This window comes from Peteryoungia ipomoeae, from assembly GCF_004912165.1.
Taxonomy (GTDB): Bacteria; Pseudomonadota; Alphaproteobacteria; order Rhizobiales; family Rhizobiaceae; genus Allorhizobium; species Allorhizobium ipomoeae.
The window spans coordinates 590,472-614,936 of sequence record NZ_STGV01000001.1 but is presented as its reverse complement, the minus strand read 5'-3'; the positions used below and the strand labels follow the sequence as shown (position 1 = coordinate 614,936).

Sequence of the window (24,465 nt, the reverse complement as noted above, 5' to 3'; positions counted from 1 at the left end):
ACCCTTGAAATCAAGGGGGCACTTCACCACCTAACTTGGGAAAGGATGAAAGCCATGAAACACAGAAACGCTAAGTTCGGTATTGGTGACGTCGTCCGCCACAAGGCATTTCCGTTTCGCGGCGTCATTTTCGACGTCGATCCGGAATTCTCCAACACGGAAGAATGGTGGAACTCAATTCCTGCCGATATCCGGCCTCGCAAGGATCAGCCCTTCTACCACTTGCTCGCGGAGAACGAGGAAACGGAATACGTCGCTTATGTCTCCGAGCAAAATCTTGAAGCCGATACCAGCGGCATTCCATTGCGCAATCCGCATGTGCACCAGATCTTCGAGATTGAACCGCGCGGGCACTACAAGCCGAAAATGAACTTCGCCCATTGACCAGCACCTGGACAGCAAAAAGCCCGCGCCTTCCATCAGGCGCGGGCTTTTGTTCGTGTCAAAGACTGAGTTGGTTCAGTTGCTTGTCTTGGCAGCGTTCTGGGCGTCGTTGATTGCCTTGCTACGCTCTTCCATCTTCTGCTGCATGGCTTCCTGAAGCAGGCGCTGACGCTCTTCAGCCTGAGACTGTGTCATCGCTTCACCGTCAAATGCGCTGGTGAACCCTTCCAGCGGAATCTTGATCGGGTTGGGGGCACGACGGAAGTTGATCGACGTGAAGACGACTTCCTGACCCTTCTTCAGATTGGCGATGATGGCGTCGGTCAGCGGGATTTCTGCGGTGCAGCGATCCGGCAGGCAGACAGCGTAGTCAACCTTGGTGCCTTCCGCGCCGTCGATCTGCATCAGGATGCCCGGCGGGATCAGGCGAGCCGAAGGAACGGTCACCTGCAAGAGCTTGCGGTTCACCTTGCCCTCGACCGTGATCAGGCCGACGGCGGTGATGAGCTGGCCGTTGGCGGCAACGATCTGGTTCTGCACGACGCAGACGTCAGAGTCTTCCTGCTTCGAGCAGGTCTTGAACCACTTGGCTGGTGCTGCTTCCTGCGCCTGGACTGCAACCGGTGCGGAGGTTGCCGCGACGCCGAGAGCCAGTGCAGACAGTGCGGTCCGCGTTACATTCTTAAAATTGAACATCATTGGTATTCCGTCTCCTGAAAGCCCCTGTCGCGCGGCATTGTCCGCCGCGTCGTTGACCGATCCTGCATGCCGGTGACCTGTCGCCCAAATAAGGCAAATGCATGACCTGGCGATCGTCGCACCTGTTACATGCTGGCGGCAGGAATATCCAGCATTTCTTTGCTGCGGGATCGATTCACCGCGTCTAATTCTCACCGCGATGTGTTGGTTTTGTGGTCGCCATGCTAGCTTGCATGCAAATTAGGATTCCATACTGGAGGAGAACCCGGTGCGTCGCCTCGTCTATACGCTGATGTGTCTTTCACTTGCGACGTCTGTCGCAGCTCAACCGCGCCACGGCATTGCAATGCATGGCGAACCGGCCCTCTCCAGCGATTTTCAGCATTTCTCTTACGTGAACCCAGCAGTAAAGAAAGGTGGCACGATCAATTATGGTGTCGTTGGCACCTTCGACGCCGTCAATCCTTTCGTCTTGAAAGGCATGCGCACCAGCGCCCGCGGCATCTGGGACCCCGAATTCGGCAACCTCCTCTATGAGACGCTGATGACCCGATCGGCGGACGAGCCTTTCAGCCTCTACGGTCTCCTTGCCAAAACGGTCGAGTGGGACGAGGACCGGACCTATGTCCAGTTCAACCTGGATCCCGCCGCGCGTTGGAGCGATGGCAAGCCCGTGACCCCGGAGGATGTCATCTTCACCTACGAGCTATTGCGCGACAAAGGCCGCCCGCCCTTCAGCAGCCGCCTGGCTGGTGTCGACAAGATGGAAAAGATCGGCGAGCACGGGGTTAAGTTCACCTTCAACGACAAGGCCAACCGCGAAACGCCGCTGATCTTTGCGACCGCCACCCCCGTCCTGCCCAAACATGCCATCGATCCGGAGAAATTCGATCAGGGCGGTCTCGGCATTCCTGTCGGTTCCGGCCCTTACAAGATCAAGGAGCTGAAGCCCGGTGACAAGGTGACTTGGGAACGCGATCCGAATTATTGGGCCAAGGACATTCCGGCCAAGGTGGGTTTCGACAATTACGACCAGATTACCGTGACCTATTTCCTCCAGGAGGCGACACTGTTCGAAGCCTTCAAGAAGGGCGCCATCGACGTCTATCCCGACGGAGACGCGACCCATTGGGCACGCGCCTATGATTTCCCCGCGGCGCAGAATGGCGACGTGATCAAGGAGACGGTGAAACCTGGCTTGCCAACCGGCATGCTGGGATTTGTCTTCAACACCCGCCGTCCTGTCTTCGCCGATCCGAAAGTCCGCGAGGCTCTGTCGGTCGCCTTCGATTTCGAGTGGCTGAACAAAACCCTGTTCGGTAGCGCCTTTACCCGGACCCAAAGCTACTGGCAAAATTCCAGCCTCGGTGCCCATGGCAATGCCGCCGACGAGCGGGAACTCGCATTGCTCGGGCCTGCGAAAGACAGGCTTCCCCCCGAAATTCTCGCTGGCACCTACACGCAGTCCGCCACCGACGGCTCCGGCGGCGACCGGAAAGCATTGGGGAAAGCCGTCAAACTGCTGGGTGAAGCCGGCTACAAGATCTCCGGCGGCAAGATGCTGGACAAGGACGGTCGACCGCTGAGCTTCGAGGTCATGAGCAAAAACGAAGGCCAGGAGAAGATGGCGCTGGCCTTCCAGCGCAGCCTCAAGCTGATCGGGATCGACATGGCAATCCGAACGGTTGATGACGCCCAGTATCAGGCGCGCTCCAACAGCTTCGATTATGATATGGTCATCATGTCCTATACGTCCTCGCTGTCGCCGGGCGCCGAGCAACTCAATCGTTGGGGCTCTCAATCCCGCGACGCAAACGGCAGCTTCAACTATGCCGGCGTTGCCGATCCGGACATCGACCGGATGATCGAGGCCCTGCTCCAGGCCCGTAGCGCGGACGATTTCACAGCAGCCGTCAGGGCCTATGACCGTCTGCTTGTCGCAGGGCATTATGTTGTGCCGCTTTATCATATTGGAGAACAGTGGGTCGCCCGCTGGAAACATATTGGCAGGCCGGACAAACAGCCGCTTTACGGCTACCAGCGCCCCACATGGTTTGACGCGCGCGTCCAATAGCGGCTAAGGCGACCGCTGACGGTGTGAGCCGCGGTTCCGGGCACACGAGTCTGGAGAGACAGCAACGGTTTCGTTGCAGCAGAAGAGGAATACCCATGGACCGAATCACCATCGACCTCGTCTCCGACGTCGTTTGCCCCTGGTGCTATCTCGGCAAGGCCCGGCTTGATCTTGCCATTGCCGAAGTGCAGGACGAAATCGGCATCGACGTCAACTGGCGCCCCTACCAGCTCAATCCGGATTACCCGCCGGAAGGTGTCGAGCATCAGGTCGAGTTGGCAAAGAAGCTCGGCGGCAAGGAGCAGATGGATCGCGCCCACGCGCATCTGCGCCAGCTTGGCGCCGAAGTCGGCATCTATTTCGATTTCGACGCGATCAAAGTCGGGCCGAACACGCTTGATGCCCACCGCTTGATCCATTGGGCCGGCCAGGAAAGCCGCGAAGCACAGACCAAAGTCGTCGACCTTCTGTTCAAGGCCAATTTCGAGCAGGGCCGCAATATCGGCGACCAGACAGTTCTTCTCGATATCGCCGCCGAGGCCGGTCTGTCGCGGGCAGTCATCGAATCGCTGCTTTCAGGCGATGCGGATGTCGACCACGTGCTGGCGGAAGTCGAGGCCGCCAAGCAGATGGGCGTCAACGGCGTGCCCTTCTTCATCTTCGATCAGCAATACGCCGTCTCGGGCGCCCAGCCGCCGGAAGAACTCGCCAATGCGCTGCGTGAAATCGCCAAGGCCAAGCGCGAGGCAATGCGCAATCTGAATTGACCACCTTGGCGAACCAGCCTATCCCGGGGTGATAAATAGCCTCTCCCCGGGATCAAATACCTTGTCATCAGACACCACCTTCAAGGGCGTCATACTCGCCCTCATTTGTTTTGCTGCCTATGCCTTTAGCGACGCCGCCGTCAAACTGGTCGATGGGCGCGTCCCGGCCTTCGAGGCAGGGCTGATCGGCAGCCTCTTCGGCATCCTCGCCATCCCCTTTTTGATGAAGCGCGGCGATCGCTGGACGGACCTCGTGCGCAGCAGCAACTGGCCGCTTTGGTGGCTGCGCTTCGCCTGCGCGGCAATCGGCACCGTCACCAGCATCATCTCGTTCACAGAATTGCCGATGGCGGAAGCTTTCTGCCTGATTTTCCTGCTGCCGAGCTTCGCGACAATCCTTTCCGTCATCTTCCTCAAGGAGCAGGTCGGCATAAAGCGCTGGGCCGCCGTCATCATCGGCTTCCTCGGGGTACTCGTCGTGCTGCGTCCCGGTTTCCGCGAGCTCGAATTCGGTCATCTGACGGCCCTGATCTCCGGCTTTACCGGCGGCGTCTCCATCGTCATCTTCCGTGCCATGGGGCCGAAGGAAAAGAACATTTCGCTCTTCGGCGCGGGCCTCATTGGCAACATCGTGCTCTGCGCGCTGCTTTCGCTGCCCGATCTGCACATGCCGAGCGGTTACGATCTGACGCTGCTTGCGGCCTTCGGCATTCTCGCAGCCGTCGGCAATGTCTTCATGATGCTCGCCTCCTTCTACGCCCCTGCCCCGATTGTCGGACCGATCCAGTACAGCCAGATGCTCTGGGCCATTCTCTTCGGTTACGTCATCTTCGGCGACAAGGTCGACTGGCCCATGGGTGTCGGCATCGTGCTCATCGTCGGCTCCGGCCTGCTCACCCTGATCCGCGAGCGCAAGCGCGACACGCCGCTCCCGCCACCAGTTGCCGGCAAATCGGATGCGGCGCTGGCGATCAAGCCGCAAGAGGGCGACTGAGACATATCAATGAAACCGGATTCGTCTGACCAGAGACAGCTTTTCGTGCGATTGGCGGACCGAGCTGACCTACCTGGACTCCTGCCGCTTTACCGCGATCTGAACCCCGATGATGTCGAGTTATCAGTCGATGCAGCAGAAACGCATCTCGATGCTCTCGGACGCATTCCCGGCAGCGCGGTGCATGTCGGCGTTCTCGACCAGACCATTGTCAGTACCTGTACGTTGATTGTCCTCCCCAATCTAACTCGGGGCGGCCAGCCTTATGCCTTGATCGAGAATGTAGTCACCGGTTCTCAGCATCGTGGACGCGGTTACGGTCGCGCCACACTGCAACATGCCGTTTCAGCCGCCTGGGATCATGGCTGCTATAAGGTAATGCTGTTGACCGGCTCAACCAAGACCGAGACACTTGGCGTCTACCGGTCTGCGGGTTTCGAGCAGAACAAAACCGGCTTCCAGATCCGCCGCATCGCACCACGCATCGGCTAGGGCGCCCTCAGCCCTTCGCCAACTCCGCCAGGTGCGTCATCACGACCGCCGCGCCCGACAACCGCTTTTCCGGCGTCGGCAGGTCGCGCGTCAGGAACACGCTGTGATCGGGGCGGATCTTCGCCATTGTCCCCTGCTTGGCGATGAAGCCGACCAGCGCTGCCGGGTTGGGAAATTGCTTGCCGCGGAACTGCACGACGACGCCCTTCGGACCCGCCTCCAGTTTCTCGACATTGGCCGTGCGGCAGAGCGCCTTGATATAGACCACCTTCAAGAGATGCTGCACCTCGATCGGCAGTGGGCCGAAGCGGTCGATCAGTTCGGCGCCGAAACCGTCGATCTCGCGCAGATCGTCCAGTTCGCCGAGGCGGCGATAGAGCGCCATGCGCAGATGGAGATCGGGTACATAGGTCTCCGGAATCATCACCGAGGTCCCGACCTGGATCTGCGGCGACCAGCCGGTGTCGACGACTTCGTCGATACCCTTCACTTCGGCCACGGCCTCCTCGAGCATCTGCTGGTAAAGCTCGAAGCCGACTTCCTTGATGTGGCCGGACTGTTCCTCGCCAAGCAGGTTGCCCGCGCCCCGGATGTCCAAGTCATGGCTTGCCAACTGAAAGCCGGCGCCGAGTGTGTCGAGCGATTGCAATACCTTCAGCCGTCGTTCCGCACTCTGGGTCAGCACCTTGTTGACCGGCAGGGTCAAAAGCGCAAAGGCACGGACCTTGGAACGGCCGACGCGGCCGCGGATCTGGTAGAGCTGGGCCAGGCCGAACATGTCGGCGCGGTGAACGATCAGCGTATTGGCCGTCGGCACATCGAGCCCCGATTCGACAATGGTCGTCGACAGCAGCACATCGTAGCGGCCTTCGTAAAAGGCATTCATGATGTCTTCGAGCTCGCCCGCCGCCATCTGCCCATGCGCGAGCGCGACCTTCAGCTCCGGCACGTTTTCATCGAGGAAGGCCTTGATGTCGGCGAGATCGGCCAGACGTGGGCAGACATAGAAACTCTGGCCGCCGCGATAATGCTCGCGCATCAGCGTCTCTCGAATGACGAGCGGATCGAAGGGCGAGATGAAGGTGCGGACCGCCATCCGGTCGACGGGTGGCGTGGTAATCAAAGACAGCTCGCGGACACCGGTCATCGCCAGCTGCAGCGTGCGCGGAATGGGCGTCGCCGACAGCGTCAACACATGCACGTCGGATTTCAGCTCCTTCAGCCGCTCCTTGTGCTTGACGCCGAAGTGCTGCTCCTCATCGATGATCAGGAGGCCGAGATTGGCAAAGCTGATGCCAGAGCCGAGCAGCGCATGGGTCCCGACGACGATGTCGGTCTTGCCGTCGGCCACCTCCTTCTTGACGAGGTTGAGTTCCTTGGTGCCGACAAGGCGCGATGCCTGCTGCACGCGGATCGGCAGGCCCCGGAAGCGCTCCGAAAAAGTCTTGAAATGCTGGCGCGCAAGCAGCGTCGTCGGCACCACCACGGCGACCTGGATGCCGTTCATCGCGGCGATGAAGGCCGCGCGCAGCGCAACTTCCGTCTTGCCGAAGCCGACGTCGCCGCAAATCAAGCGGTCCATCGGTCGGCCCTGCCCCAGATCCGAGCGCACCGCTTCGATGGCGTTCTCCTGGTCTTCCGTCTCGTCATACGGGAAGCGAGCCGCGAATTCGTCGTAGAGCCCTTCCTGCGTCGTCAGCACAGGCGCCGAGCGGGTCATCCGTTCGGCGGCGATCTTGATCAGCGCACCGGCCATGTCGAGGAGCCGCTTCTTCAGCTTGGCCTTGCGCATCTGCCAGGCGCCACCGCCAAGCTTGTCGAGCTGTACCTCGGTTGCCTCGCCGCCATAGCGCGACAAGAGATCGATGTTCTCCACCGGCAGAAAGAGTTTAGCGTCATCGGCATATTGCAGTTCGAGGCAGGCACGCGGCGCGCCGGCAGCCTCGATCGTTCTCAGCCCGATGAAACGCCCGATCCCGTGCTCGGCATGTACGACGATTGAGCCTTCGTCGATGCTCGCGACTTCCGAGATGAAGTCTGACGCACGCTTGCGGCGCTTCGACCGCCGGACCATGCGGTCGCCGAGAATGTCCTGCTCACCGACGATGATCAGCTTACCCGCCTCGAAGCCGCCTTCGAGGCTGAGGACGGCGGTGCCCGCCTCGCCTATCTTCAGCTTGGCGACATCCTTCAAGGACCCAACCGGCACCAGCCGCTCCAGGCCATGCTCGTTTAGAACCTGCAACAGTCGGTCAAGCGAGCCTTCAGACCAGCCGGACAGGATCACCTTGGCACCCATCGCGCGCTTGTCGGCGACGTATTTGACCGCTTGCTCGAATACATTCACTCGACCGCTCTCGGCCTCGCCCGCTTCATTGGCGGTCTTCGCCCAGCGCGGCGTGGGTCGCGCATCGACCTCGATCACCAGGCGGCTTTCACCCCCGTGCTCGGCAAATGGCGTGATGCGGATCGGATCGAACGCATCCAGCGCGCGGCCGAATTCCGCCGCACCGAGATAGAGCCGTTCCGGCGGCACCGGCTTGTAGGGCGTGCCCTGGGCCAGGTGCCCCTTGCCGGGCGTCGCGCTGTTGAGACGTGCCTCGTAATAGTCACGGATCAGCTTGGCCCGTTCTTCGGCAGCCTCACGCACGGTATGATCGGTGACCATGCGGAACCCACGCAGATAGTCGAAGGTGGTCTCCAGCTGGTCATAGAACATCGGCAACCAATGCTCCATGCCCGCATAGCGGCGCCCCTCGGAGACGGCTGCGTAGAGTGCATCATCCCGCGTCGCAGCGCCGAACAGCGACAGATAGTTCTTGCGGAACCGAGCGATGCTTTCCGGCGTCAGCGTCACCTCGCTCATCGGGTTCAGGTCGAGGGACCGCACCTGGCCGATGGTGCGCTGGCTTGCCGGATCAAAAGACCGGATGCTTTCGAGCGTATCTCCGAAGAAGTCGAGGCGAACAGGCTCTTCCGATCCCGGCACGAAAACGTCGAGGATACCGCCGCGCACGGCAAACTCGCCGACCTCACGCACCGTTGCAACCCGGTCGAAGCCATTGCGCTCGAGCCTTGCCGCCACATCATCCATGCGCACCTGGTTGCCGGGTTTCGCCGAAAAGCCGAGACTGTCGATCACATCGGCCGGTGCCACCTTCTGCAGCATGGCATTGACTGTCACGAGCACGATCGCCGGATGCGGATTGAGATAAAGCGCAATCAGCCCTGACAGCGCCGCAAGGCGCCGCGCCGAGACATCGGCCGATGGCGACACACGGTCATAGGGCAGGCAATCCCAGGCGGGCAGTGTCAGGACAGGAATATCCGGTGCGGCAAAGCCCAGCGTCTGCTCGATGTTCTGCAGCCGTTGCCCATCCGAGACCACATAGGCAACCGGCTTGCCCTGCCGCGCGAGGTCCGCAAGGATAAAGGCGTCCATGCCATCCGGCACATGGGAAAGCGTCAGAGCCGATTGCGCATCGACAATCCGCTTCACATCGATCAGGGACATCAGGGCCTACTTCTCAATTTGCATCCGCAACGACAGGCGAGAAATGCGGACGAAGGGCCGCGATCCGCTCAAACAGCGGCGTCTGCAGATGTGCCGGCACGGGTTCGGCACCCGTAATGTAGCGAACGAGGTCATTGTCCTCTTCGGCCATGATCCGTTCCAGCTCGTCAAGATCGGCTTCGCTCAGATCGGCGATCTCGGCCTCGCAGAACTGTCCCAGCATCAGGTCCATCTCGCGGATCCCGCGATGCCAGCAGCGGAACAGGATGCGCCGCCGACGGGGATCGAGGTCGACACTGCTTCTCACCAGTCCAGTCATTTCGCCATCCTTCGTCTCGTTGCGCTTCTATAGAGCAGGCTTGTGAAATTGTCAGCTTGCCAAGCCGGCATTTTGCAAGGCATTTTGCCCGCGTCATGCGTCCAAACCATCTTGATCCCCTTTTCGCCTCCGTTTCGTCCCTGCCTGGTGTCGGCCCCAAGGTCGCACAGCTGCTGGCAACCCTTGTCGGTCGTGACGAAGGCGAGGATGCTCGGGTTCTCGATCTCTTGTGGCTCGCACCACACCGCCTGATCGACCGCCGTCATCAACCCGGCATCGCTTATGCAAACCAGGGCTCGCTGGTGACCATCACAGGCCGTGTCGACCGGCACCTGCCGCCGCCAAGCGGCAAGAGCAATCTGCCCTATCGCGTCATGCTGCACGACGAGACCGGTGAACTGGCGCTGACCTTCTTCAAGGTCAAGGGCAACTGGCTGGAAAAGGCCTTGCCGCTCGACGAGGTCTTCATGGTCTCCGGCAAAGTCGACTGGTTCAACGGCCGTGCCTCCATGGTCCATCCCGATTTCATGCTGAAAGCGAGCGAGGCCGAGAACCTGCCGCTGGTCGAGCCTGTCTATCCGCTGACTGCCGGTCTCTCTCCGAAGGTCCTGCGCAAGGCCATCGAAGCCTCTCTCGAAAAGACGCCCGATTTTACCGAATGGGCCGATGATGCGCTCGCGACCAGGCAAGGCTTCACAAGCGTCCGCGACAGTCTTGTCGCCCTGCACCATCCGCGCGACGAAAAGGACATCGACCCGCAGGCCCCGGCACGCCGAAGGCTCGCCTATGACGAATTCCTGGCGGGCCAGGTCTCGCTGGCACTCGTCCGGCAGAAGCTGCGACGCGTGCCGGGCATCCCCATCCGGCCAACCGGCGCACTCAGCGACAAGATTCGGACAGCCCTTCCCTTTACGCCGACCAACAGCCAGCTGGCCGCCATCGCCGACATTCTGAAGGACATGGCATCCGACCAACGCATGCTGCGTCTCGTTCAGGGCGATGTCGGCGCCGGCAAGACGCTGGTCGCCCTGTTTGCCATGGCCGCCGCGGTGGAAGCCGGTGGACAGGCCGTGCTGATGGCGCCGACAGAGATCCTCGCCCGCCAGCACCATGCCACACTCTCCCGCCTTAGCGCTGCCGCAGACCTCAAGATCGACGTCCTGACCGGCCGGACCAAGGGGAAGGAGCGAGACGCCATTCTCGAACGCATCGCTTCCGGCGAAACGCAGATCGTCATCGGCACCCATGCGCTGTTCCAGGATACAGTCACCTACCGCAACCTGACTTTGGCCGTCGTCGACGAACAGCATCGCTTCGGCGTGCATCAACGGTTGCGCCTCACTGCCAAGGGACTATCGCCGCACATGCTGGTGATGACGGCAACGCCGATCCCGCGAACCCTGGTGCTGGCGGCGTTTGGCGACATGGACGTCTCCAAGCTCACCGAAAAGCCCGCCGGCAGAAAACCGATCCAGACGGTAACGGTGCCGACCGAACGCGTGCCCGATGTCATCGAGCGTCTGCGGGCTGCCATTGCGGAAGGCAAGAAAGCCTATTGGATATGCCCGCTGGTGGAGGAAACGGAAGAAAGCGAGCTCATGTCCGCCGATGAACGGCGAGCCGTGCTGCAACAGTTCATTAAGGCGCCGATCGGACTGGTGCACGGACGCATGGCGGGTGCGGAAAAGGACGCCGCGATGCTCGCCTTCAAGAACGGCGAAACCCGCCTGCTGGTCGCCACCACCGTGGTCGAAGTCGGCGTCGACGTTCCCGATGCCACGATCATGGTGATCGAACACGCCGAGCGATTCGGCCTTGCGCAATTGCACCAGTTGCGTGGCCGCGTCGGACGTGGCGACGAAGCCTCAAGCTGCATCCTGCTCTACAAGGGCCCGCTCGGCGAAACGGGAAAGGCCCGCCTCTCCATCCTGCGCGATTCGGAGGACGGCTTCCTGATTGCCGAGGAAGACCTGAAATTGCGTGGCGAAGGCGAGCTTCTCGGCACCCGCCAATCCGGCACCCCGGGCTTCAAAATCGCAAGCCTCGAGCATCATGGCGATCTCCTGGAAATCGCGCGCAAGGATGCAGCTTATCTGCTTGACCGCGATCCGGAACTGACCAGTCAACGGGGTGAAGCGGTGCGCACGCTGCTCTATCTCCACCGCCGCGACGAGGCGATCCGATTCCTGCATGCGGGTTAAGGCAAGCGCGCTTTACCGCGCCTTCGACGTTTTTACAGACACGGCCTCATCCTCGGCCGGCAGATCGGCAAAAGCCGTCATCGCATCGGCAAGGTTCGGCTTGTGCTCAGGCGTGACGAGACCGGCACTGATCAGGAGTTTAACGCCTTCTTCCGGAGTCATGTCGAGCAACATCAACTTGCTGCGCGGCACGAACATCAGGAAACCAGCCGTCGGAACCGGCGTCGGTGCCAGAAAGACGGCGACCATCTCCTCGCCATTGGCATTCAGCTTTGCCGCAATTTCCCCCTTGGCATCGGTGGACACGAAGACCAGTGCCCAGGTTCCGGCACGCGGAAACTCGATCAGCCCCACTTTCTTGAAGGAATTGCCCTGCTCCTTGAGCACCGTCTCGAAAATCTGCTTGGTGCTTTTGTAGACGGTTCGCACCAGCGGCATGCGATTGAGGATGTTCTCGCTGTAGGAGACGATCGAGCGCCCGATAAGGTTACGCCCCAGAAACCCAACCAGCGTGATGAAAAGGATCGCAATCAGCAAGCCGGTGCCTGGAACGGCAAATTTGAGATAGGCCTCAGGATTGTAGCGGTCAGGCAAATAGGGTTTCACCCAACTATCGGCCCAATGGATGAAGGTCCAGGTCAGATAGATGGTGATTGCCATCGGCGCGCAGATGATCAGCCCCGTCAGGAAGTTGTTCCTGAGGCGGGTTGCCAGCGAGATCCTGTCAATCGAGTCCGTCATGTCGGGCCATCATTGTGCAGTGCCAAATCACCCGGACAATGCCCAAGCCTGCTTCCGGGCGCAAGGAAAAGTGCAACCTGCGCCCGGCCTCAGGGATCACTCGACCGTGACCGACTTTGCCAGATTGCGTGGCTGATCGACGTCCGTGCCCATGAAAACCGCCGTGTGATAGGCGAGCAACTGAATCGGGATCGAGTAGATCATCGGCGAAATGATCTCGGCCACTTCCGGCAGCACGATCGTTGCCATGGTCTCGAGCTTGGAAGCGGCCGCACCCTTCTCGTCGGTGATGAAGATGATTCGGCCGCCGCGCGCGGCAACCTCCTGCATGTTCGACACGGTCTTCTCGAAGAAGCGATCGAAGGGTGCAATCACGATGACCGGCATGTTCTCGTCGATGAGCGCGATCGGGCCATGCTTCAATTCGCCGGCCGCATAACCCTCCGCATGGATATAGGAGATCTCCTTGAGCTTCAGAGCCCCCTCCAGCGCCAGCGGATAGCTGGTGCCGCGGCCGAGATAAAGCACGTCCTTGAACTTCGAGAGATCCCGCGACAGGGACTCGATCTGCGGCTGCACGGCATTGATGACCTTGCTCATGATGCGCGGCATCTCGATCAGGCTGTGCACGAGCTGCTTCTCGTCAGCCTCGCTCAAAGTTCCCCGCGCCCGGCCCGCCGAAACGGCAAGCGAAGCGAGTACGGCAAGCTGACAGGTAAAGGCCTTGGTCGACGCGACACCGATTTCCGGACCGGCGAGGATCGGGAAGACTGCATCGGCTTCCCGCGCAATCGTCGATTCCTTGACATTGACGACAGCTCCGATTTTCAAGCCGTTGTCCTTGCAATAGCGCAGAGAGGCAAGCGTATCGGCCGTCTCGCCCGACTGCGATATGAAGAGTGCCGCCTGGTCCCTACTCAGCGGCATTTCGCGATAGCGAAACTCCGAGGCGACGTCGATCTCCACCGGCAAACGTGCATATCGCTCGAACCAGTACTTGCCGACGAGACCGGCCAGATAGGCAGTGCCGCATGCGGAAATTGCAAGCCCGCGCAGATTGGCAAAGTCGATACCGGCATCCACCGGGCGCACCTTCTGCTCGGCAAAATCCACGTAATGCGACAGCGCGTGGGAGATCACCTCCGGCTGCTCGTAGATTTCCTTCTCCATGAAGTGGCGATGATTGCCCTTGTCGATCATGTAGGCCGTGGCAGACGAGATCTGGATCGGTCGCTCGACGCGGTTGCCCGCAAGATCGAAAATCTGCGCGCCGTCGCGCCCGAGGACAGCCCAGTCGCCATCCTGCAGATAGGCGATACGGTTGGTGAAAGGCGAAAGTGCAATGGCATCCGAGCCGAGGAACATCTCGCCATCGCCATAACCGACGGCAAGCGGCGGGCCCGAGCGTGCTGCCATGATCGTCGACGGATCATCCTCGAAGATGACCGCGAGCGCATAGGCGCCGGTTACGTGACGCAGCATTTCATGCATGCCTTCGCGGCGACCAAGCCCCTGCCGGCGATACTTCGCCAGAAGCTGAGCCACAACCTCGGTGTCGGTCTGGGTAACGAAGATCGCCCCCTCGGCGCCAAGCTCTTCCTTGATCTCGGCAAAGTTCTCGATAATGCCATTGTGCACGACGGCGACGCCGTCGACGAAATGCGGATGGGCGTTGGTTTCGTTCGGTACGCCATGCGTCGCCCAGCGCGTATGCGCGATCCCGATCAGGCCAGGCAGCGGCTCGCCGGCAAGTTTGGTCTCGAGATTGAACAGCTTGCCCTCGGCGCGACGGCGATCCAACTTGTTGTCATGGATTGTCGCAACACCGGCGGAGTCATAACCGCGATATTCCAGCCGCTTCAACGCATCGACCAGACGCTCCGCCACCGGCTTGACCCCGACGATGCCGACAATACCGCACATAAACTTCTCCGTAATACTTCAGAACTTGCGGACCTTCCTATCGTCTCCGGCAGGATTGGCAATCGCATCGGCTGTCAAATTGCATTTCGTCTCGTAATGCAACGCAGCATCACGATTGGTGATACCAATTTAGGATTTGGTCTTTTTTGCAGCCTTGATCGCCAGATTACGCTCGCGCACCAGGGCAGCCCGCCCCGCCTTCACCTCCTGTCGCGCGCGACCGAAGGCCAGCGCGTCAGCAGGGACGTCCTCGGTGATGACGCTGCCCGAGGCAATGAGCGCCCCATCGCCGATCGAAACAGGGGCAACAAGGGAAGAATTCGAGCCGATGAATGCCCCTGCCCCAATCCGCGTCTCATGCTTGTTGACGCCGTCATAATTGCAGGTGATCGTACCGGCACCGATATTCGTCTCCGCTCCGACCACGGCATCGCCGATATAGGTCAGGTGGTTGACTTTGGCGCCCTTGCCGATCTCGGCCTTCTTCACCTCGCAGAAGTTTCCAACCTTGGCGCCTTCGGCCAGATTGGCGCCGGGACGAAGCCGTGCAAATGGGCCAACCGTCGCGCCTGCCGCCACATGGCAACCTTCGAGATGCGAGAACGCATGGATGACCGCGCCGCCCTCCACCGTGACACCCGGACCAAAGACCACATTCGGCTCGATCACGGCATCCTGTCCAATCACTGTGTCATAGCTCAGGAAAACCGTCTCAGGCGCGATCATCGAGACACCTGATATCATCACCTCGTGGCGGCGGCGCTGCTGCCAGATCGCCTCGATATAGGCAAGTTCGGCGCGGTTGTTGCAGCCGGTCAATTCGCTTTCCGGAGCATCGACCGCGACAACCCGACCACCCAGCGACCGAGCGATTTCGACGATGTCGGTCAAATAGAATTCGCCCTTGGCATTGCTGTTGCCAATGCGTTTCAGGAGATCAAGCGCCTTGTCTCCATTGATCGCGAGCAGCCCACTATTGCACCAGGTGACGAGCCGCTCTTCGTCGGAGGCATCCTTTTCCTCGCGGATTGCGACCAGCTCACCGTTTTCAACCAGCAAACGGCCATAGCCGGTCGGATTTTCGGTGTGAAAGCCGATAACGGCAACGTCAGCCCCTGTGTCCAATGCCGCGCGCGCCGCCTTCAGCGGCGCTGCGGTAATCAAGGGAACGTCGCCATAGGCCACAAGGATCTGGTCGTAGCCGCGAGAAATCGCCGCCTCCGCCATCAGCACAGCATGGCCGGTGCCGCGGCGTTCGGTCTGAAGGAAGCTTTCAACCGCAAGCCCGTCTACCCGGGCCGCCGCCGCAACGCGCTCGGCATCCCGCCCGAGGACCAGCGCAACATCTGAGATATCCGACTGCGCCAGCGATGCCATCACATGCGCGATCATCGGCCGACCGCCAACCGGATGCAGGACCTTCGACATCGAGGATTTCATGCGCGTGCTGTCGCCAGCGGCGAGAACGACGGCGAGGCAGGTACGGCTCATGCAGTGGCTCCAGGCAAGAATTATTCGGGATTTCAGTAGCCTTGCGCCGCTTCCGCCGCAAGCGATATCGGATCGCCCGTCAGCCCTTGGCGATTGCGAGAATTCCGGCCAGTGCCGTCGACCGCCCCCCCTCGACCACGGCCTGCGTCGTGGCGCGCGCCGCTTCCGGATCGCGTCGCTCGACGGCCTCGACGATGGCGAGATGCGCCTCGACGATATTGTGGCGCCGCGCGGCAAGGTCTGGTGACAGGGAAATCTTCAAAGCACCCTCAAGTGCCGATTTTATGAAACCAAGCATACCATCGTAGAATATGTTGCCCGACAGCAAGGTAAGAAGGATATGAAAGCGCAGATCCGCCTCGACCCTCTCCTGCAGCGAGATCGCTTCGGAGCCCAGCTGCAGGGCATAACCGCGCAGCTCGTCGCAATCCTCCGGCGTTGCCCGCATAGCTGCAGCGGCGGCGGCGGCGGGCTCCAGTAGCAGTCTGACATCGTAGAGCTGCTCGACGAAGTCGGGCGTGACGCCGACGTTGAAGTGCCAACGCAGCACATCCTCATCGAGCAGGTTCCAGTGACACTGTTCGCGCACGCGTGTCCCAACGCGCGATTTTGCCACGATCAACCCCTTCGCTGTCAGGGTCTTCATCGCCTCGCGCAAAACAGAGCGCGACACATCGAATTGTGACTCAAGCGCCTGATCGCCCGGCAGGACGGCTCCCACGGGATATTTTCCGCCAACGATCGAGAGCCCGATCTCCTCGACAACCTTGGCATGCGTCGTGCGCAACTCGGTGCCGAGCCTAAGCCCCCTGATGTCTTCTCTGCGCATCGCCGCCTCTTCCGTCTTTCTAAATTGTACCGGTACAGGAGAGTCTTGGCGGCGTGAAGAACGCTTGGCTGTGCGTTCACATGATTTGGAGTCACAAGGGGCGCCCATGGCACCCCTTGCTTTCATTGCTTGTTCTGGTCCGCTTTACTGCGGCAGCTTGTCGTCCACGCCCTCGACGTAGAAGTTCATGCCGAGGATGGTGCCGTCGTCAGCCGATTCGCCTTCCTTCAGCCAGACGCTGCCGTCCTGCTTGTTGACCGGGCCGGTAAACGGCTTCAGCTCGCCAGACTTGATCTTGGCTTCGGTTGCGAGTGCCATTTCCTTCACGTCTTCCGGCATGTTGGTGTACGGCGCCATGGTCAGGATGCCGTCCTTCAGGCCGTCAAAGGTCTGCTGCGATTCCCAGGTCCCATCGAGAACGGCCTGCGCGCGCTTGATGTAATACGCACCCCAGGTATCGATGATCGAGCTCAGCTGCGAGGTCGGACCCGCCTTGATCATGTCCGAAGCCTGGCCGAAGGCCTTGATGCCACGCTCTTCGGCCACCTGCATCGGCGCCGTCGTGTCGGTGTGCTGGGTCAGGATATCCACGCCCTGGTCGATCAGCGCCTTGGCCGCATCGGCTTCCTTGCCGGGGTCGAACCAGGTGTTGACCCAGATCACCTTGAGCTTGAATTCCGGGTTGACGCTGCGCGCACCCAACAGGAATGCGTTGATGCCGCCGACCACTTCCGGGATCGGGAAGGAGGCGATGTAGCCGGCGGTGCCGGTCTTCGACATCTTTCCGGCGATCTGGCCGTTGATGTAGCGGCCTTCATAGAAACGGGAATTGTAGGTCGCAAGGTTGGCTGCTGCCTTGTAGCCGGTGGCATGCTCGAACTTCACGTCCGGGAATTTCTCGGCAACCTTGACCGTCGCTTCCATGAAGCCAAACGAGGTCGTGTAGACCATGGCGCAGCCGGAGCGCGCCATGCGCTCGATGGCGCGTTCGGCATCCGGGCCTTCCGGCACGTTTTCAAGGAACGGCGTTTCGATCTTGTCACCGAAATGCGCCTGCAACTCCTGACGGCCGATATCATGGGCCTGCGTCCAGCCGCCATCGGTCTTCGAGCCGACATAGATGAAGCAGATCTTGGTCTTGTCTTGTGCGACCGATGGCGCGGCCGTGGAAAGGACCGCGGCGACGGATGCCGTCAGCGCAAGAAGGAAGTGTCTCATGGTTTTCCCCTGTCTGGTTAGGTTGAATTCAGTGTTGTTACCGGTCCGGCACAAACGGCTTGCCAAGCGAGGCAGGCGTATTGATCAAGGTCGTCCTGCGATTATGCGAAATGATCACAAGGACGACAATGGTTGCCGCATAGGGCAGCGCGGAGAGAAGCTGGGATGGTAGACCAAAGCCCAGCGCCTGGGCATGCAGCTGACCAATGGTGACGGCGCCAAAGAGGTATCCGCCAGCCAGGACGCGCCATGGACGCCAGGCGGCAAACACGACCAGCGCGAGCGCAATCCAGCCGCGACCGGCCGCCATGTTCTCCACCCACTGCGGTGTGTAGACCAGCGACAGCTGTGCCCCCGCAAGGCCCGCACAGGCGCCGCCGAAGAGCACTGCGAGATATCGCATGCGAATGACCGGCAGGCCAAGCGTATGGGCCGAGCCGTGGTTGTCGCCGATCGCCCGCAGTTTCAGACCGGTCCTGCTCCTAAACAGGAACCAGTTGACGCCGATGACCAACGCAATCGAGGCGTAGAAGAAGAGATCCTGCCGGAACAGCACCGGGCCGATCAACGGAATGTCAGCCAGAATCGGAATGGCGATAGGCTGCATCTTGATGCCGGGCGATCCGACGAAACCTTCGCCGATCATGCCTGAGAGACCGAGACCGAGGATTGTCAGGGCAAGGCCTGTCGCCACCTGATTGGCAACGAAGGAGAGCGTCAACACGCCGAACAGCAGCGAGAAGGCCGCGCCGACGACCACGCCGGCCATGACGCCAAGATAGGGAGACCCCGTCGCCTGCGTCGCCATGAAAGCGGCAACAGCGCCCATGATCATCATGCCCTCGACACCGAGATTGAGCACGCCCGCACGCTCCGCCACCAGCTCACCCATCGCGGCAATGACAAGTGGTGTGGAGGCGGTGATGACGGTCAGGAGAATAGCTTCGACAATCATCACACGCCTTTGTCGGAAGAGCTGCGGACCCGATCAATCACGATCCGCACCTTGTAGAGAATGAGCGTGTCGCAGGAGAGAACGAAGAAGAGGATCAGCCCCTGGAAGACACGGGTCACCTTGTCGGAGATCCCGAGTGACAGCTGGGCAGCCTCGCCACCGAGATAGGTCAGTGCGAGCACAAAGCCTGCGGCAATGATACCAAGCGGATTGAGCCGGCCAAGGAAGGCGACGATGATCGCGGTAAAGCCGTAACCTGGGGAAATCGCCGGCTGCAGATGGCCGATCGAACCGGACACTTCCGAAATCCCGGCAAGACCGGCGAGCGCGCCCGAGAGCATGAACGAGAACCAGACCATCTTGCGGGCAGAAAAACCTGCAAACCGCCCTGCCCGCTCGGATTCGCCAAGTACGACCACCTGGAAGCCCTTCAGCGTGTAACGCATCATGAACCAGATCAGTACGGCCGCCACGATGGCAAAGACGAGCCCGTAATGGGTACGACCGGAGGCCAGGATCTCGGGCAAGACAGCGTCCGACACGAAGGAGCGCGACTGCGGAAAATTGAAGCCGCCCGGATCTTTCCAGGGGCCACGGGTCAGCCAGTCCAGAAACAGCTGGGCGATATAGACAAGCATCAGGCTTGTCAGGATCTCATTGGTGTTGAAACGGGTTTTCAGAAGTGCAGGGATCGCACCATAGAGCGCACCGCCCAGCGCCCCCATCACCATCATCATCGGCAACAGCAGCGGCGATTGCCACTCGTAGAAGGTGATCGGCAGGATCGAGCCGATGATCGCCCCCATGGTGAACTGACCCTCTGCGCCGATGTTCCAGTTGTTCGACCGATAGCAGACCGAAAGCCCGACAGCGATCAGGATCATCGGTGCAGCCTTGATCGCCAGCTCGTGCAGCGACCAGACATCGAGAAGCGGTTCAACGAAGAAGCTGTAAAGCGCCGAAAGCGGTGCCTTGCCAAGCGCGGAAAACATGATGGCGCCGGCTATCAGCGTCAGTGCCAGCGCCAACAGCGGCGATAGCATGGCAAACAGGGGAGATGGGCGAGGCCGACGCTGAAGTTCAATGCGCATGGGCATCTCCCGGCTGGTGCAATCCACCCATCAGGATCCCCAGATGCTCCCGTGTCATCGTCGAGGCGGGATGGATGTCTGACAGCCGCCCTTCGGAGATCGCCGCAACGGTGGTTGCCACCTCGAAAATTTCATCGAGATCCTGACTGATCACGATCACTGCGGAACCGGCCTTCGCGAGATCAACGAGGGCTTGCCGAATGCGGCTGGCCGCTCCCGCATCGACCCCCCAGGTGGGTTGATTGACGATGAACACCGAAGGCTGCCTGTCGAGTTCGCGCCCGATGATGAACTTTTGCAGATTTCCGCCGGAAAGCGATCCGGCGACCGGGTCTTCGCCGCTTTTGCGCACATCCATCGCAGCGACGATACGGGCCGTGGCCTGCCGCAGAATGCCATGGCGCACAAGCCCGAGCTTGCCGCCGGAGAGATAGGCCACCTTGTCGGAGGCATGGCGCGACAGGACGAGGTTTTCAGACAGGCTCATGCCGGTTACCGCCGCGTGGCCATGCCGCTCTTCCGGCACGAAGGCAGCGCCAAGCAGCCGACGCGCATTGATGCCGTTGCGGCCAACCGGCTGTCCGCGCAACAGGATCGCCGCATGATCGGCAACCGGATGTTCCCCCGACAGGGCATCGAACAATTCACTCTGACCATTGCCGGCAACGCCCGCAATCGCCAGGATCTCCCCTGCCCTTACCGACAGGTTGACCGACCGTAGCGGCATGGCAAATGGCGTGCGGGCCGGCACCGACAACGACCGGACCTCGATCTGCACCGCCCCGCCCGTCGGCATGTCGGGACGCTCGACCTCCGCCACATTGGCACCCACCATCATGCGGGCCAGCGATGCCGGCGTTTCATCACGCGGATTGCAGTCCCCCGTCACCTTGCCGTGGCGCAAGACCGTCGCGCGATCGCAAATCCGCTGCACTTCTTCCAGTCTGTGACTGATATAGAGAACCGAGCGTCCCTCGGCCTTCAGCTTGAGCAGGGTTTCAAACAGCTTGTCGGCTTCCTGCGGCGTCAGCACCGACGTCGGCTCGTCAAGAATGATCAGTTTCGGGTTCTGCAGCAGCGCACGCACGATCTCGATCCGCTGGCGTTCTCCTACGGAAAGATCAGCCACATGCGCATGGGGATCGAGCGGCAGGCCATACGCTCTGGAAAGATCCGAAGCCTTTTGCGCAAGCTCCGCCATCGAGATCGTGCCATCAAGCGACAGCGCAATGTTTTCGGCAACCGTCAGCGCCTCGAACAGTGAAAAATGCTGGAACACCATGCCGATGCCCAGTCGGCGTGCGACAGCAGGATTGGCAATCGAGACGGCGTCGCCATTCCAGAAGATCTCCCCTTCGCTTGGCGCCAGAATGCCAAACAGCATCTTGACCAGGGTCGATTTTCCCGCACCGTTTTCGCCGAGCAGGGCATGGATCTCGCCCGCGTCAATGTCGAGATCAATTGCGTCACAGGCCCGGAAGCTGCCAAACAGCTTGCTCACACCGCGCACGCTCAAGAGCGGCCTTTGAGCTCCGTTCTGCACTTGTGACACGTGTTCCCCTCGGTTGACTAAGCCAAGGCGAGACGCTTCTCAGCCTTGCGCTCAATTCATAACCAGTTTGCGGCAACGCACAACATATGGGCAGCTCAATTTTTGGGTTTTCCCCCGGGCGCGCGTGAAAATGGTCAACGCGCCTTTCCGAGATTGGGCAGCAACTGCATGACGCCGCCGATCACATAGAGGTAGATCCCGCTCACGATCATGCCCCAGACCACCCATGCGGGGGACTGAAAATGCAGAAGAAGAGCATAGCCCCCGAACCCGCACCAGGCGAAGAAGACGGCTAGATTGAGCCATCGCAGCCGCTTTACACGAACCGGATGCAGGAAATGGACGGGAAGGAAGGTCAGGACGACGGAGAAGAGAACCGCGATCAAGGCCGTGGTGGCGCTGGCATCGATGACGAACAGCGTCAACACCAGCATGTTCCAGACGACGGGGAAGCCCGAGAAGAAGTATTCGTCGGTCTTCATGCCCATGTCGGCATAGTAGATCGCACTGGATACAACGATCAAACCCGCGGCGACGAAGGACCAGGGTTCACCGATCATGCCGCTTTGGTAAAGCGCAAAGGCCGGCAGCAGCACATAAGTCACGTAGTCGATGATGTTGTCGAGCGTATCGCCGGACCAGTTCGGCAGGACCTCCTTGACTCGGACCTTGCGTGCAATCGGCCCATCGATTCCGTCGACAAGCAAAGCAAGACCGAGCCACCAGAACATATCGACGAAGCGCTGTTCTGCAGCCGCAACCACACCAAGAAACGCCAGAAACGAGCCCGACGCGGTCAAGATATGCACCGAGAAAGCTCGGATTTCCGCATAGGGAACCCGTTTGTAATTGAAAAGCTTCATCCTTGCTCCAGTTCGACCGACCGGGAAAGCCAACGGTATCCAATGAATTCTTCGCATTTGCAACAACGCGGCAGTCGATTGCAGGTTCGCCGGTGACGCTGCGCACGTTGACTGCGCCAATTCGGCCCATGGATTTCGCAATCAAGCATCGATAGAAAGGGCATGCTGAACAAGAGGAAAGCCGAGATGCCGGACAGCTTTGACATTGCCATCGTCGGATCGGGACCTGCGGGCCAGATTGCTGCCATCGCGATGGCCCGTGGCGGACGCCCTGTGGCGCTTGTCGGACTGGATCCGGCCACCTCGGATCGCCGCACCACCGCCTTGATGCACCAGTCGCTGGAGGTCATGGACCGGCTTAAACTGTGGGACGCGATGAAACCCCAGTCGGCGCCGCTCTCGACCATGCAGATCCTCGATGGCACGGCACGCCTGCTGCGCGCCCCCACCGTCGCCTTCCGCGCGTCCGAAATCGGTCTCGAAGCCTTCGGCTACAATATTCCAAATACTGTCCTTCTGGAGAGGCTCGCCGCGGCCGTATCCACCGAGCCGCTGATCACGCGCTTCGCCACCACGGCAGAGGCGATCCAGATCGGCGATGGCGCAGTCGATCTGTCGCTCGCGAGCGGTGAGACCATATCCGCAGCCTTTTTGATCGGCGCCGATGGCAAGCGCTCGAAGACACGCGAGGCAGCCGGCATTGGCCTGAAGACCTGGTCCTATCCGCAAACAGCCGTGGTCCTGAATTTCAGCCACACGCGTCCGCATCTTAATGTCTCGACGGAATTCCACACCGAGACCGGCCCGTTCACGCAAGTTCCCCTTCCCGGCCAACGCTCCAGCTTGGTCTGGGTCGTGAGACCGGAACAAGCCGAGCACCTTCTGTCGCTTTCCCCTGAAGCACTGTCCGGCGAAGTTGAGCGGCGGATGCAATCCCTGCTCGGCGCGGTCACCGTCGAGGATGGTGCGCAGGCCTGGCCGCTCTCCGGCATGACGGCGCACAAATATGGCAAGGGACGTGTCGCCTTCATCGGCGAGGCGGCCCATGCCTTTCCGCCGATCGGCGCCCAGGGTCTCAACCTCAGCCTGCGCGATATCGCAGCGCTGGAGGACATCCTGACAGACCGGACTTCCGCGGCCATTCCATCCGATGCCGGCGATCGCTTCGACCGTCGGCGCCGACTGGATATCGCGAGCCGCACGGTGAGCGTCGATCTCCTCAATCGCTCGCTCTTGTCCAGCCTTCTGCCCGTTCAGATGTTGCGCGCCAGCGGCCTCCAGGTGCTTGCCAGCGTCTCGCCCTTGCGCCACCTCGTCATGCAGGAAGGGGTCGCACCGGGACGCAGCCTGAAGAACCTGCCGGGGCTGTTACGGGAAAAGATCCGTCGGTAAAGCGCCGCTGGTCATGGCGATCAGCAGAGCCGAGACCGAAAACACCGAAAGCACTGTCGTAATCAGGATCGTGGCCGAAGCCCGCTCCTGCCAGACACCATAGTGCTGGCCGAGCACGAAGACATTTGTCGCCGTCGGCAGCGCGGCAAGCAGCACCGCCGCCTTGATCCATACAGGTTCGAAATTGCCGGCAAGGCTCAAGACCACCCACATCAGCAGCGGATGGACGACGAGCTTGATTGGCACGAGATAGCCGATTTCGACCGGAATGCGCTTGAGCGGTCGCAGCGCCAGCGTCACCCCCATGGCAAACAGCGCGCAAGGAGCTGCCGCCTGGGCCAGATAGTCGATGAGACGGGCTGCCGCGACCGGGATCTCAAGTTTCAGTGCGGCCACGAGAAAGCCGAGTGCCGTCGCAATGATGAAGGGGTGGGTCGCGACCTTCGTTATGACCTCGACAACAACCGCACCAGCCGGGCGCTTCTCGTCGCCGGCAAGCGCCATCATCGCCGGCGCAACCATGAAATGCAGCGCATTTTCAAAGCAGACGACGAGCGCCACCGGCACCGCCGCAGCCTCCCCCAAGGCCAGAAGCGCGAGCCCCGGCCCCATATAGCCGATATTGCCATAGGCCCCGGCAAAGCCCTGGATGACGCATTCGTCGAACCGGTTGCGACGCAGGTAGCGGCCAATCAGGAAGGCAAGGACGAAGATCACATAGGTTCCGGTAAGGTCCGCCGCGATAAAGTCGATCTGGGCGAGATCCTCGATCGGTGTCCGGGAGACGAGCTTGAAGAACAGAGCCGGCAGGGCAACGTAGATGATGAAAACATTCAGCCAGCCAAGCGCCTCGGCCGGCTGCTGCTTCAGCCGTGCCACGACGTAGCCAATCAGGATCAGGCCGAAGAACGGCAGGACGAGCGCCACAATATCAGCCATCAGCAAACCCCGCCAGCCGGAAGACAA

The 24,465-nt window shown here is 60.8% G+C and carries 20 protein-coding genes; 7 read left to right on the top strand and 13 right to left on the bottom strand.

Annotation, left to right across the window (positions count from 1 at the left end; translation table 11 throughout):
* Positions 1 to 54: 54 nt before the first annotated feature.
* On the top strand, positions 55 to 384 hold the full coding sequence (gene hspQ, locus FAA97_RS02915) for a heat shock protein HspQ (RefSeq protein ID WP_136597019.1): 330 nt from the start codon (positions 55 to 57) through the stop codon (positions 382 to 384).
* A gap of 75 nt (positions 385 to 459) precedes the next feature.
* Here the strand turns inward: hspQ and FAA97_RS02910 are convergent, their stop codons facing one another.
* Entirely contained in the window at positions 460 to 1,083 is a 624-nt protein-coding gene (locus tag FAA97_RS02910) for an invasion associated locus B family protein (RefSeq protein WP_136597018.1), read from the bottom strand.
* Between the two features lie 292 nt (positions 1,084 to 1,375).
* Between FAA97_RS02910 and FAA97_RS02905 the strand changes: the two genes are divergently transcribed.
* The 4 genes from FAA97_RS02905 (at position 1,376) to FAA97_RS02890 (ending at position 5,410) form a co-directional block, all read left to right on the top strand.
* Entirely contained in the window at positions 1,376 to 3,157 is a 1,782-nt protein-coding gene (locus FAA97_RS02905) for an extracellular solute-binding protein (protein WP_136597692.1), read from the top strand.
* A gap of 95 nt (positions 3,158 to 3,252) precedes the next feature.
* Positions 3,253 to 3,924, top strand: coding sequence for a DsbA family oxidoreductase (locus FAA97_RS02900; protein WP_136597017.1), 672 nt, complete (start codon positions 3,253 to 3,255; stop codon positions 3,922 to 3,924).
* 61 nt (positions 3,925 to 3,985) lie between these two features.
* Positions 3,986 to 4,918 (top strand): DMT family transporter, encoded by a 933-nt coding sequence (locus tag FAA97_RS02895; protein WP_136597016.1) that lies wholly within the window; start codon positions 3,986 to 3,988, stop codon positions 4,916 to 4,918.
* 9 nt (positions 4,919 to 4,927) lie between these two features.
* On the top strand, positions 4,928 to 5,410 hold the full coding sequence (locus FAA97_RS02890) for a GNAT family N-acetyltransferase (RefSeq protein WP_136597015.1): 483 nt from the start codon (positions 4,928 to 4,930) through the stop codon (positions 5,408 to 5,410).
* A 7-nt stretch (positions 5,411 to 5,417) separates the two neighbouring features.
* Here FAA97_RS02890 and mfd read toward each other — a convergent pair whose 3' ends face one another.
* Both mfd and FAA97_RS02880 read right to left on the bottom strand, forming a co-directional pair.
* Positions 5,418 to 8,924 carry a transcription-repair coupling factor gene (mfd, locus tag FAA97_RS02885; RefSeq protein WP_206109946.1) on the bottom strand — a complete coding sequence of 1,169 codons (3,507 nt, stop codon included), beginning with the start codon at positions 8,922 to 8,924 and terminating at the stop codon, positions 5,418 to 5,420.
* A 13-nt stretch (positions 8,925 to 8,937) separates the two neighbouring features.
* Positions 8,938 to 9,243 carry an FAD assembly factor SdhE gene (locus tag FAA97_RS02880; RefSeq protein WP_136597013.1) on the bottom strand — a complete coding sequence of 102 codons (306 nt, stop codon included), beginning with the start codon at positions 9,241 to 9,243 and terminating at the stop codon, positions 8,938 to 8,940.
* A gap of 95 nt (positions 9,244 to 9,338) precedes the next feature.
* On the opposite strand from FAA97_RS02880, the gene recG reads away from it, so the two are divergent.
* A complete protein-coding gene (gene recG / locus FAA97_RS02875) occupies positions 9,339 to 11,444 on the top strand; it encodes an ATP-dependent DNA helicase RecG (RefSeq protein WP_136597012.1) in 2,106 nt (701 codons plus the stop codon).
* Positions 11,445 to 11,456: 12 nt separating this feature from the next.
* Here recG and FAA97_RS02870 read toward each other — a convergent pair whose 3' ends face one another.
* The 9 genes from FAA97_RS02870 to pcsA all read right to left on the bottom strand — a co-directional run bounded on the left by FAA97_RS02870 (position 11,457) and on the right by pcsA (position 22,107).
* On the bottom strand, positions 11,457 to 12,185 hold the full coding sequence (locus FAA97_RS02870) for a DUF502 domain-containing protein (protein ID WP_136597011.1): 729 nt from the start codon (positions 12,183 to 12,185) through the stop codon (positions 11,457 to 11,459).
* Positions 12,186 to 12,281: 96 nt separating this feature from the next.
* Positions 12,282 to 14,108 carry a glutamine--fructose-6-phosphate transaminase (isomerizing) gene (gene glmS / locus FAA97_RS02865; RefSeq protein ID WP_136597010.1) on the bottom strand — a complete coding sequence of 609 codons (1,827 nt, stop codon included), beginning with the start codon at positions 14,106 to 14,108 and terminating at the stop codon, positions 12,282 to 12,284.
* A gap of 129 nt (positions 14,109 to 14,237) precedes the next feature.
* Positions 14,238 to 15,599, bottom strand: coding sequence for a bifunctional UDP-N-acetylglucosamine diphosphorylase/glucosamine-1-phosphate N-acetyltransferase GlmU (glmU, locus tag FAA97_RS02860; RefSeq protein ID WP_136597009.1), 1,362 nt, complete (start codon positions 15,597 to 15,599; stop codon positions 14,238 to 14,240).
* 79 nt (positions 15,600 to 15,678) lie between these two features.
* Positions 15,679 to 16,428 (bottom strand): FadR/GntR family transcriptional regulator, encoded by a 750-nt coding sequence (locus tag FAA97_RS02855; RefSeq protein WP_136597008.1) that lies wholly within the window; start codon positions 16,426 to 16,428, stop codon positions 15,679 to 15,681.
* Between the two features lie 144 nt (positions 16,429 to 16,572).
* Complete coding sequence (locus tag FAA97_RS02850; protein ID WP_136597007.1) at positions 16,573 to 17,646, bottom strand: BMP family ABC transporter substrate-binding protein; 1,074 nt, start codon at positions 17,644 to 17,646, stop codon at positions 16,573 to 16,575.
* 37 nt (positions 17,647 to 17,683) lie between these two features.
* Positions 17,684 to 18,604: an ABC transporter permease gene (locus FAA97_RS02845; RefSeq protein ID WP_168800900.1), complete on the bottom strand. Its 921-nt coding sequence runs from the start codon at positions 18,602 to 18,604 to the stop codon at positions 17,684 to 17,686.
* Positions 18,601 to 19,692, bottom strand: a complete 1,092-nt coding sequence (locus FAA97_RS02840; RefSeq protein ID WP_136597005.1) for an ABC transporter permease — start codon at positions 19,690 to 19,692, stop codon at positions 18,601 to 18,603. Before FAA97_RS02840 ends, FAA97_RS02845 begins: the two co-directional genes overlap by 4 nt.
* Positions 19,682 to 21,244: an ABC transporter ATP-binding protein gene (locus tag FAA97_RS02835; protein WP_136597004.1), complete on the bottom strand. Its 1,563-nt coding sequence runs from the start codon at positions 21,242 to 21,244 to the stop codon at positions 19,682 to 19,684. Before FAA97_RS02835 ends, FAA97_RS02840 begins: the two co-directional genes overlap by 11 nt.
* Positions 21,245 to 21,378: 134 nt before the next feature.
* Positions 21,379 to 22,107 (bottom strand): phosphatidylcholine synthase, encoded by a 729-nt coding sequence (gene pcsA / locus FAA97_RS02830; protein WP_136597003.1) that lies wholly within the window; start codon positions 22,105 to 22,107, stop codon positions 21,379 to 21,381.
* A 186-nt stretch (positions 22,108 to 22,293) separates the two neighbouring features.
* Between pcsA and FAA97_RS02825 the strand changes: the two genes are divergently transcribed.
* Positions 22,294 to 23,499, top strand: a complete 1,206-nt coding sequence (locus tag FAA97_RS02825; protein WP_136597002.1) for a UbiH/UbiF family hydroxylase — start codon at positions 22,294 to 22,296, stop codon at positions 23,497 to 23,499.
* Here FAA97_RS02825 and FAA97_RS02820 read toward each other — a convergent pair.
* Positions 23,476 to 24,438 (bottom strand): AEC family transporter, encoded by a 963-nt coding sequence (locus FAA97_RS02820; RefSeq protein ID WP_136597001.1) that lies wholly within the window; start codon positions 24,436 to 24,438, stop codon positions 23,476 to 23,478. The genes FAA97_RS02825 and FAA97_RS02820 overlap by 24 nt on opposite strands.
* Positions 24,439 to 24,465 lie beyond the last annotated feature (27 nt).

What these genes read in the sequence shown, in the direction of transcription:
- hspQ (WP_136597019.1), top strand. Translation starts at nt 55, where the DNA reads ATGAAACACAGAAACGCTAAGTTCGGTATTGGTGACGTCGTCCGCCAC.
- FAA97_RS02910 (WP_136597018.1), bottom strand. Translation starts at nt 1,083, where the DNA reads ATGATGTTCAATTTTAAGAATGTAACGCGGACCGCACTGTCTGCACTG.
- FAA97_RS02905 (WP_136597692.1), top strand. Translation starts at nt 1,376, where the DNA reads ATGTGTCTTTCACTTGCGACGTCTGTCGCAGCTCAACCGCGCCACGGC.
- FAA97_RS02900 (WP_136597017.1), top strand. Translation starts at nt 3,253, where the DNA reads ATGGACCGAATCACCATCGACCTCGTCTCCGACGTCGTTTGCCCCTGG.
- FAA97_RS02890 (WP_136597015.1), top strand. Translation starts at nt 4,928, where the DNA reads ATGAAACCGGATTCGTCTGACCAGAGACAGCTTTTCGTGCGATTGGCG.
- mfd (WP_206109946.1), bottom strand. Translation starts at nt 8,924, where the DNA reads ATGTCCCTGATCGATGTGAAGCGGATTGTCGATGCGCAATCGGCTCTG.
- FAA97_RS02880 (WP_136597013.1), bottom strand. Translation starts at nt 9,243, where the DNA reads ATGACTGGACTGGTGAGAAGCAGTGTCGACCTCGATCCCCGTCGGCGG.
- recG (WP_136597012.1), top strand. Translation starts at nt 9,339, where the DNA reads ATGCGTCCAAACCATCTTGATCCCCTTTTCGCCTCCGTTTCGTCCCTG.
- FAA97_RS02870 (WP_136597011.1), bottom strand. Translation starts at nt 12,185, where the DNA reads ATGACGGACTCGATTGACAGGATCTCGCTGGCAACCCGCCTCAGGAAC.
- glmS (WP_136597010.1), bottom strand. Translation starts at nt 14,108, where the DNA reads ATGTGCGGTATTGTCGGCATCGTCGGGGTCAAGCCGGTGGCGGAGCGT.
- glmU (WP_136597009.1), bottom strand. Translation starts at nt 15,599, where the DNA reads ATGAGCCGTACCTGCCTCGCCGTCGTTCTCGCCGCTGGCGACAGCACG.
- FAA97_RS02855 (WP_136597008.1), bottom strand. Translation starts at nt 16,428, where the DNA reads ATGCGCAGAGAAGACATCAGGGGGCTTAGGCTCGGCACCGAGTTGCGC.
- FAA97_RS02850 (WP_136597007.1), bottom strand. Translation starts at nt 17,646, where the DNA reads ATGAGACACTTCCTTCTTGCGCTGACGGCATCCGTCGCCGCGGTCCTT.
- FAA97_RS02840 (WP_136597005.1), bottom strand. Translation starts at nt 19,692, where the DNA reads ATGCGCATTGAACTTCAGCGTCGGCCTCGCCCATCTCCCCTGTTTGCC.
- pcsA (WP_136597003.1), bottom strand. Translation starts at nt 22,107, where the DNA reads ATGAAGCTTTTCAATTACAAACGGGTTCCCTATGCGGAAATCCGAGCT.
- FAA97_RS02825 (WP_136597002.1), top strand. Translation starts at nt 22,294, where the DNA reads ATGCCGGACAGCTTTGACATTGCCATCGTCGGATCGGGACCTGCGGGC.
- FAA97_RS02820 (WP_136597001.1), bottom strand. Translation starts at nt 24,438, where the DNA reads ATGGCTGATATTGTGGCGCTCGTCCTGCCGTTCTTCGGCCTGATCCTG.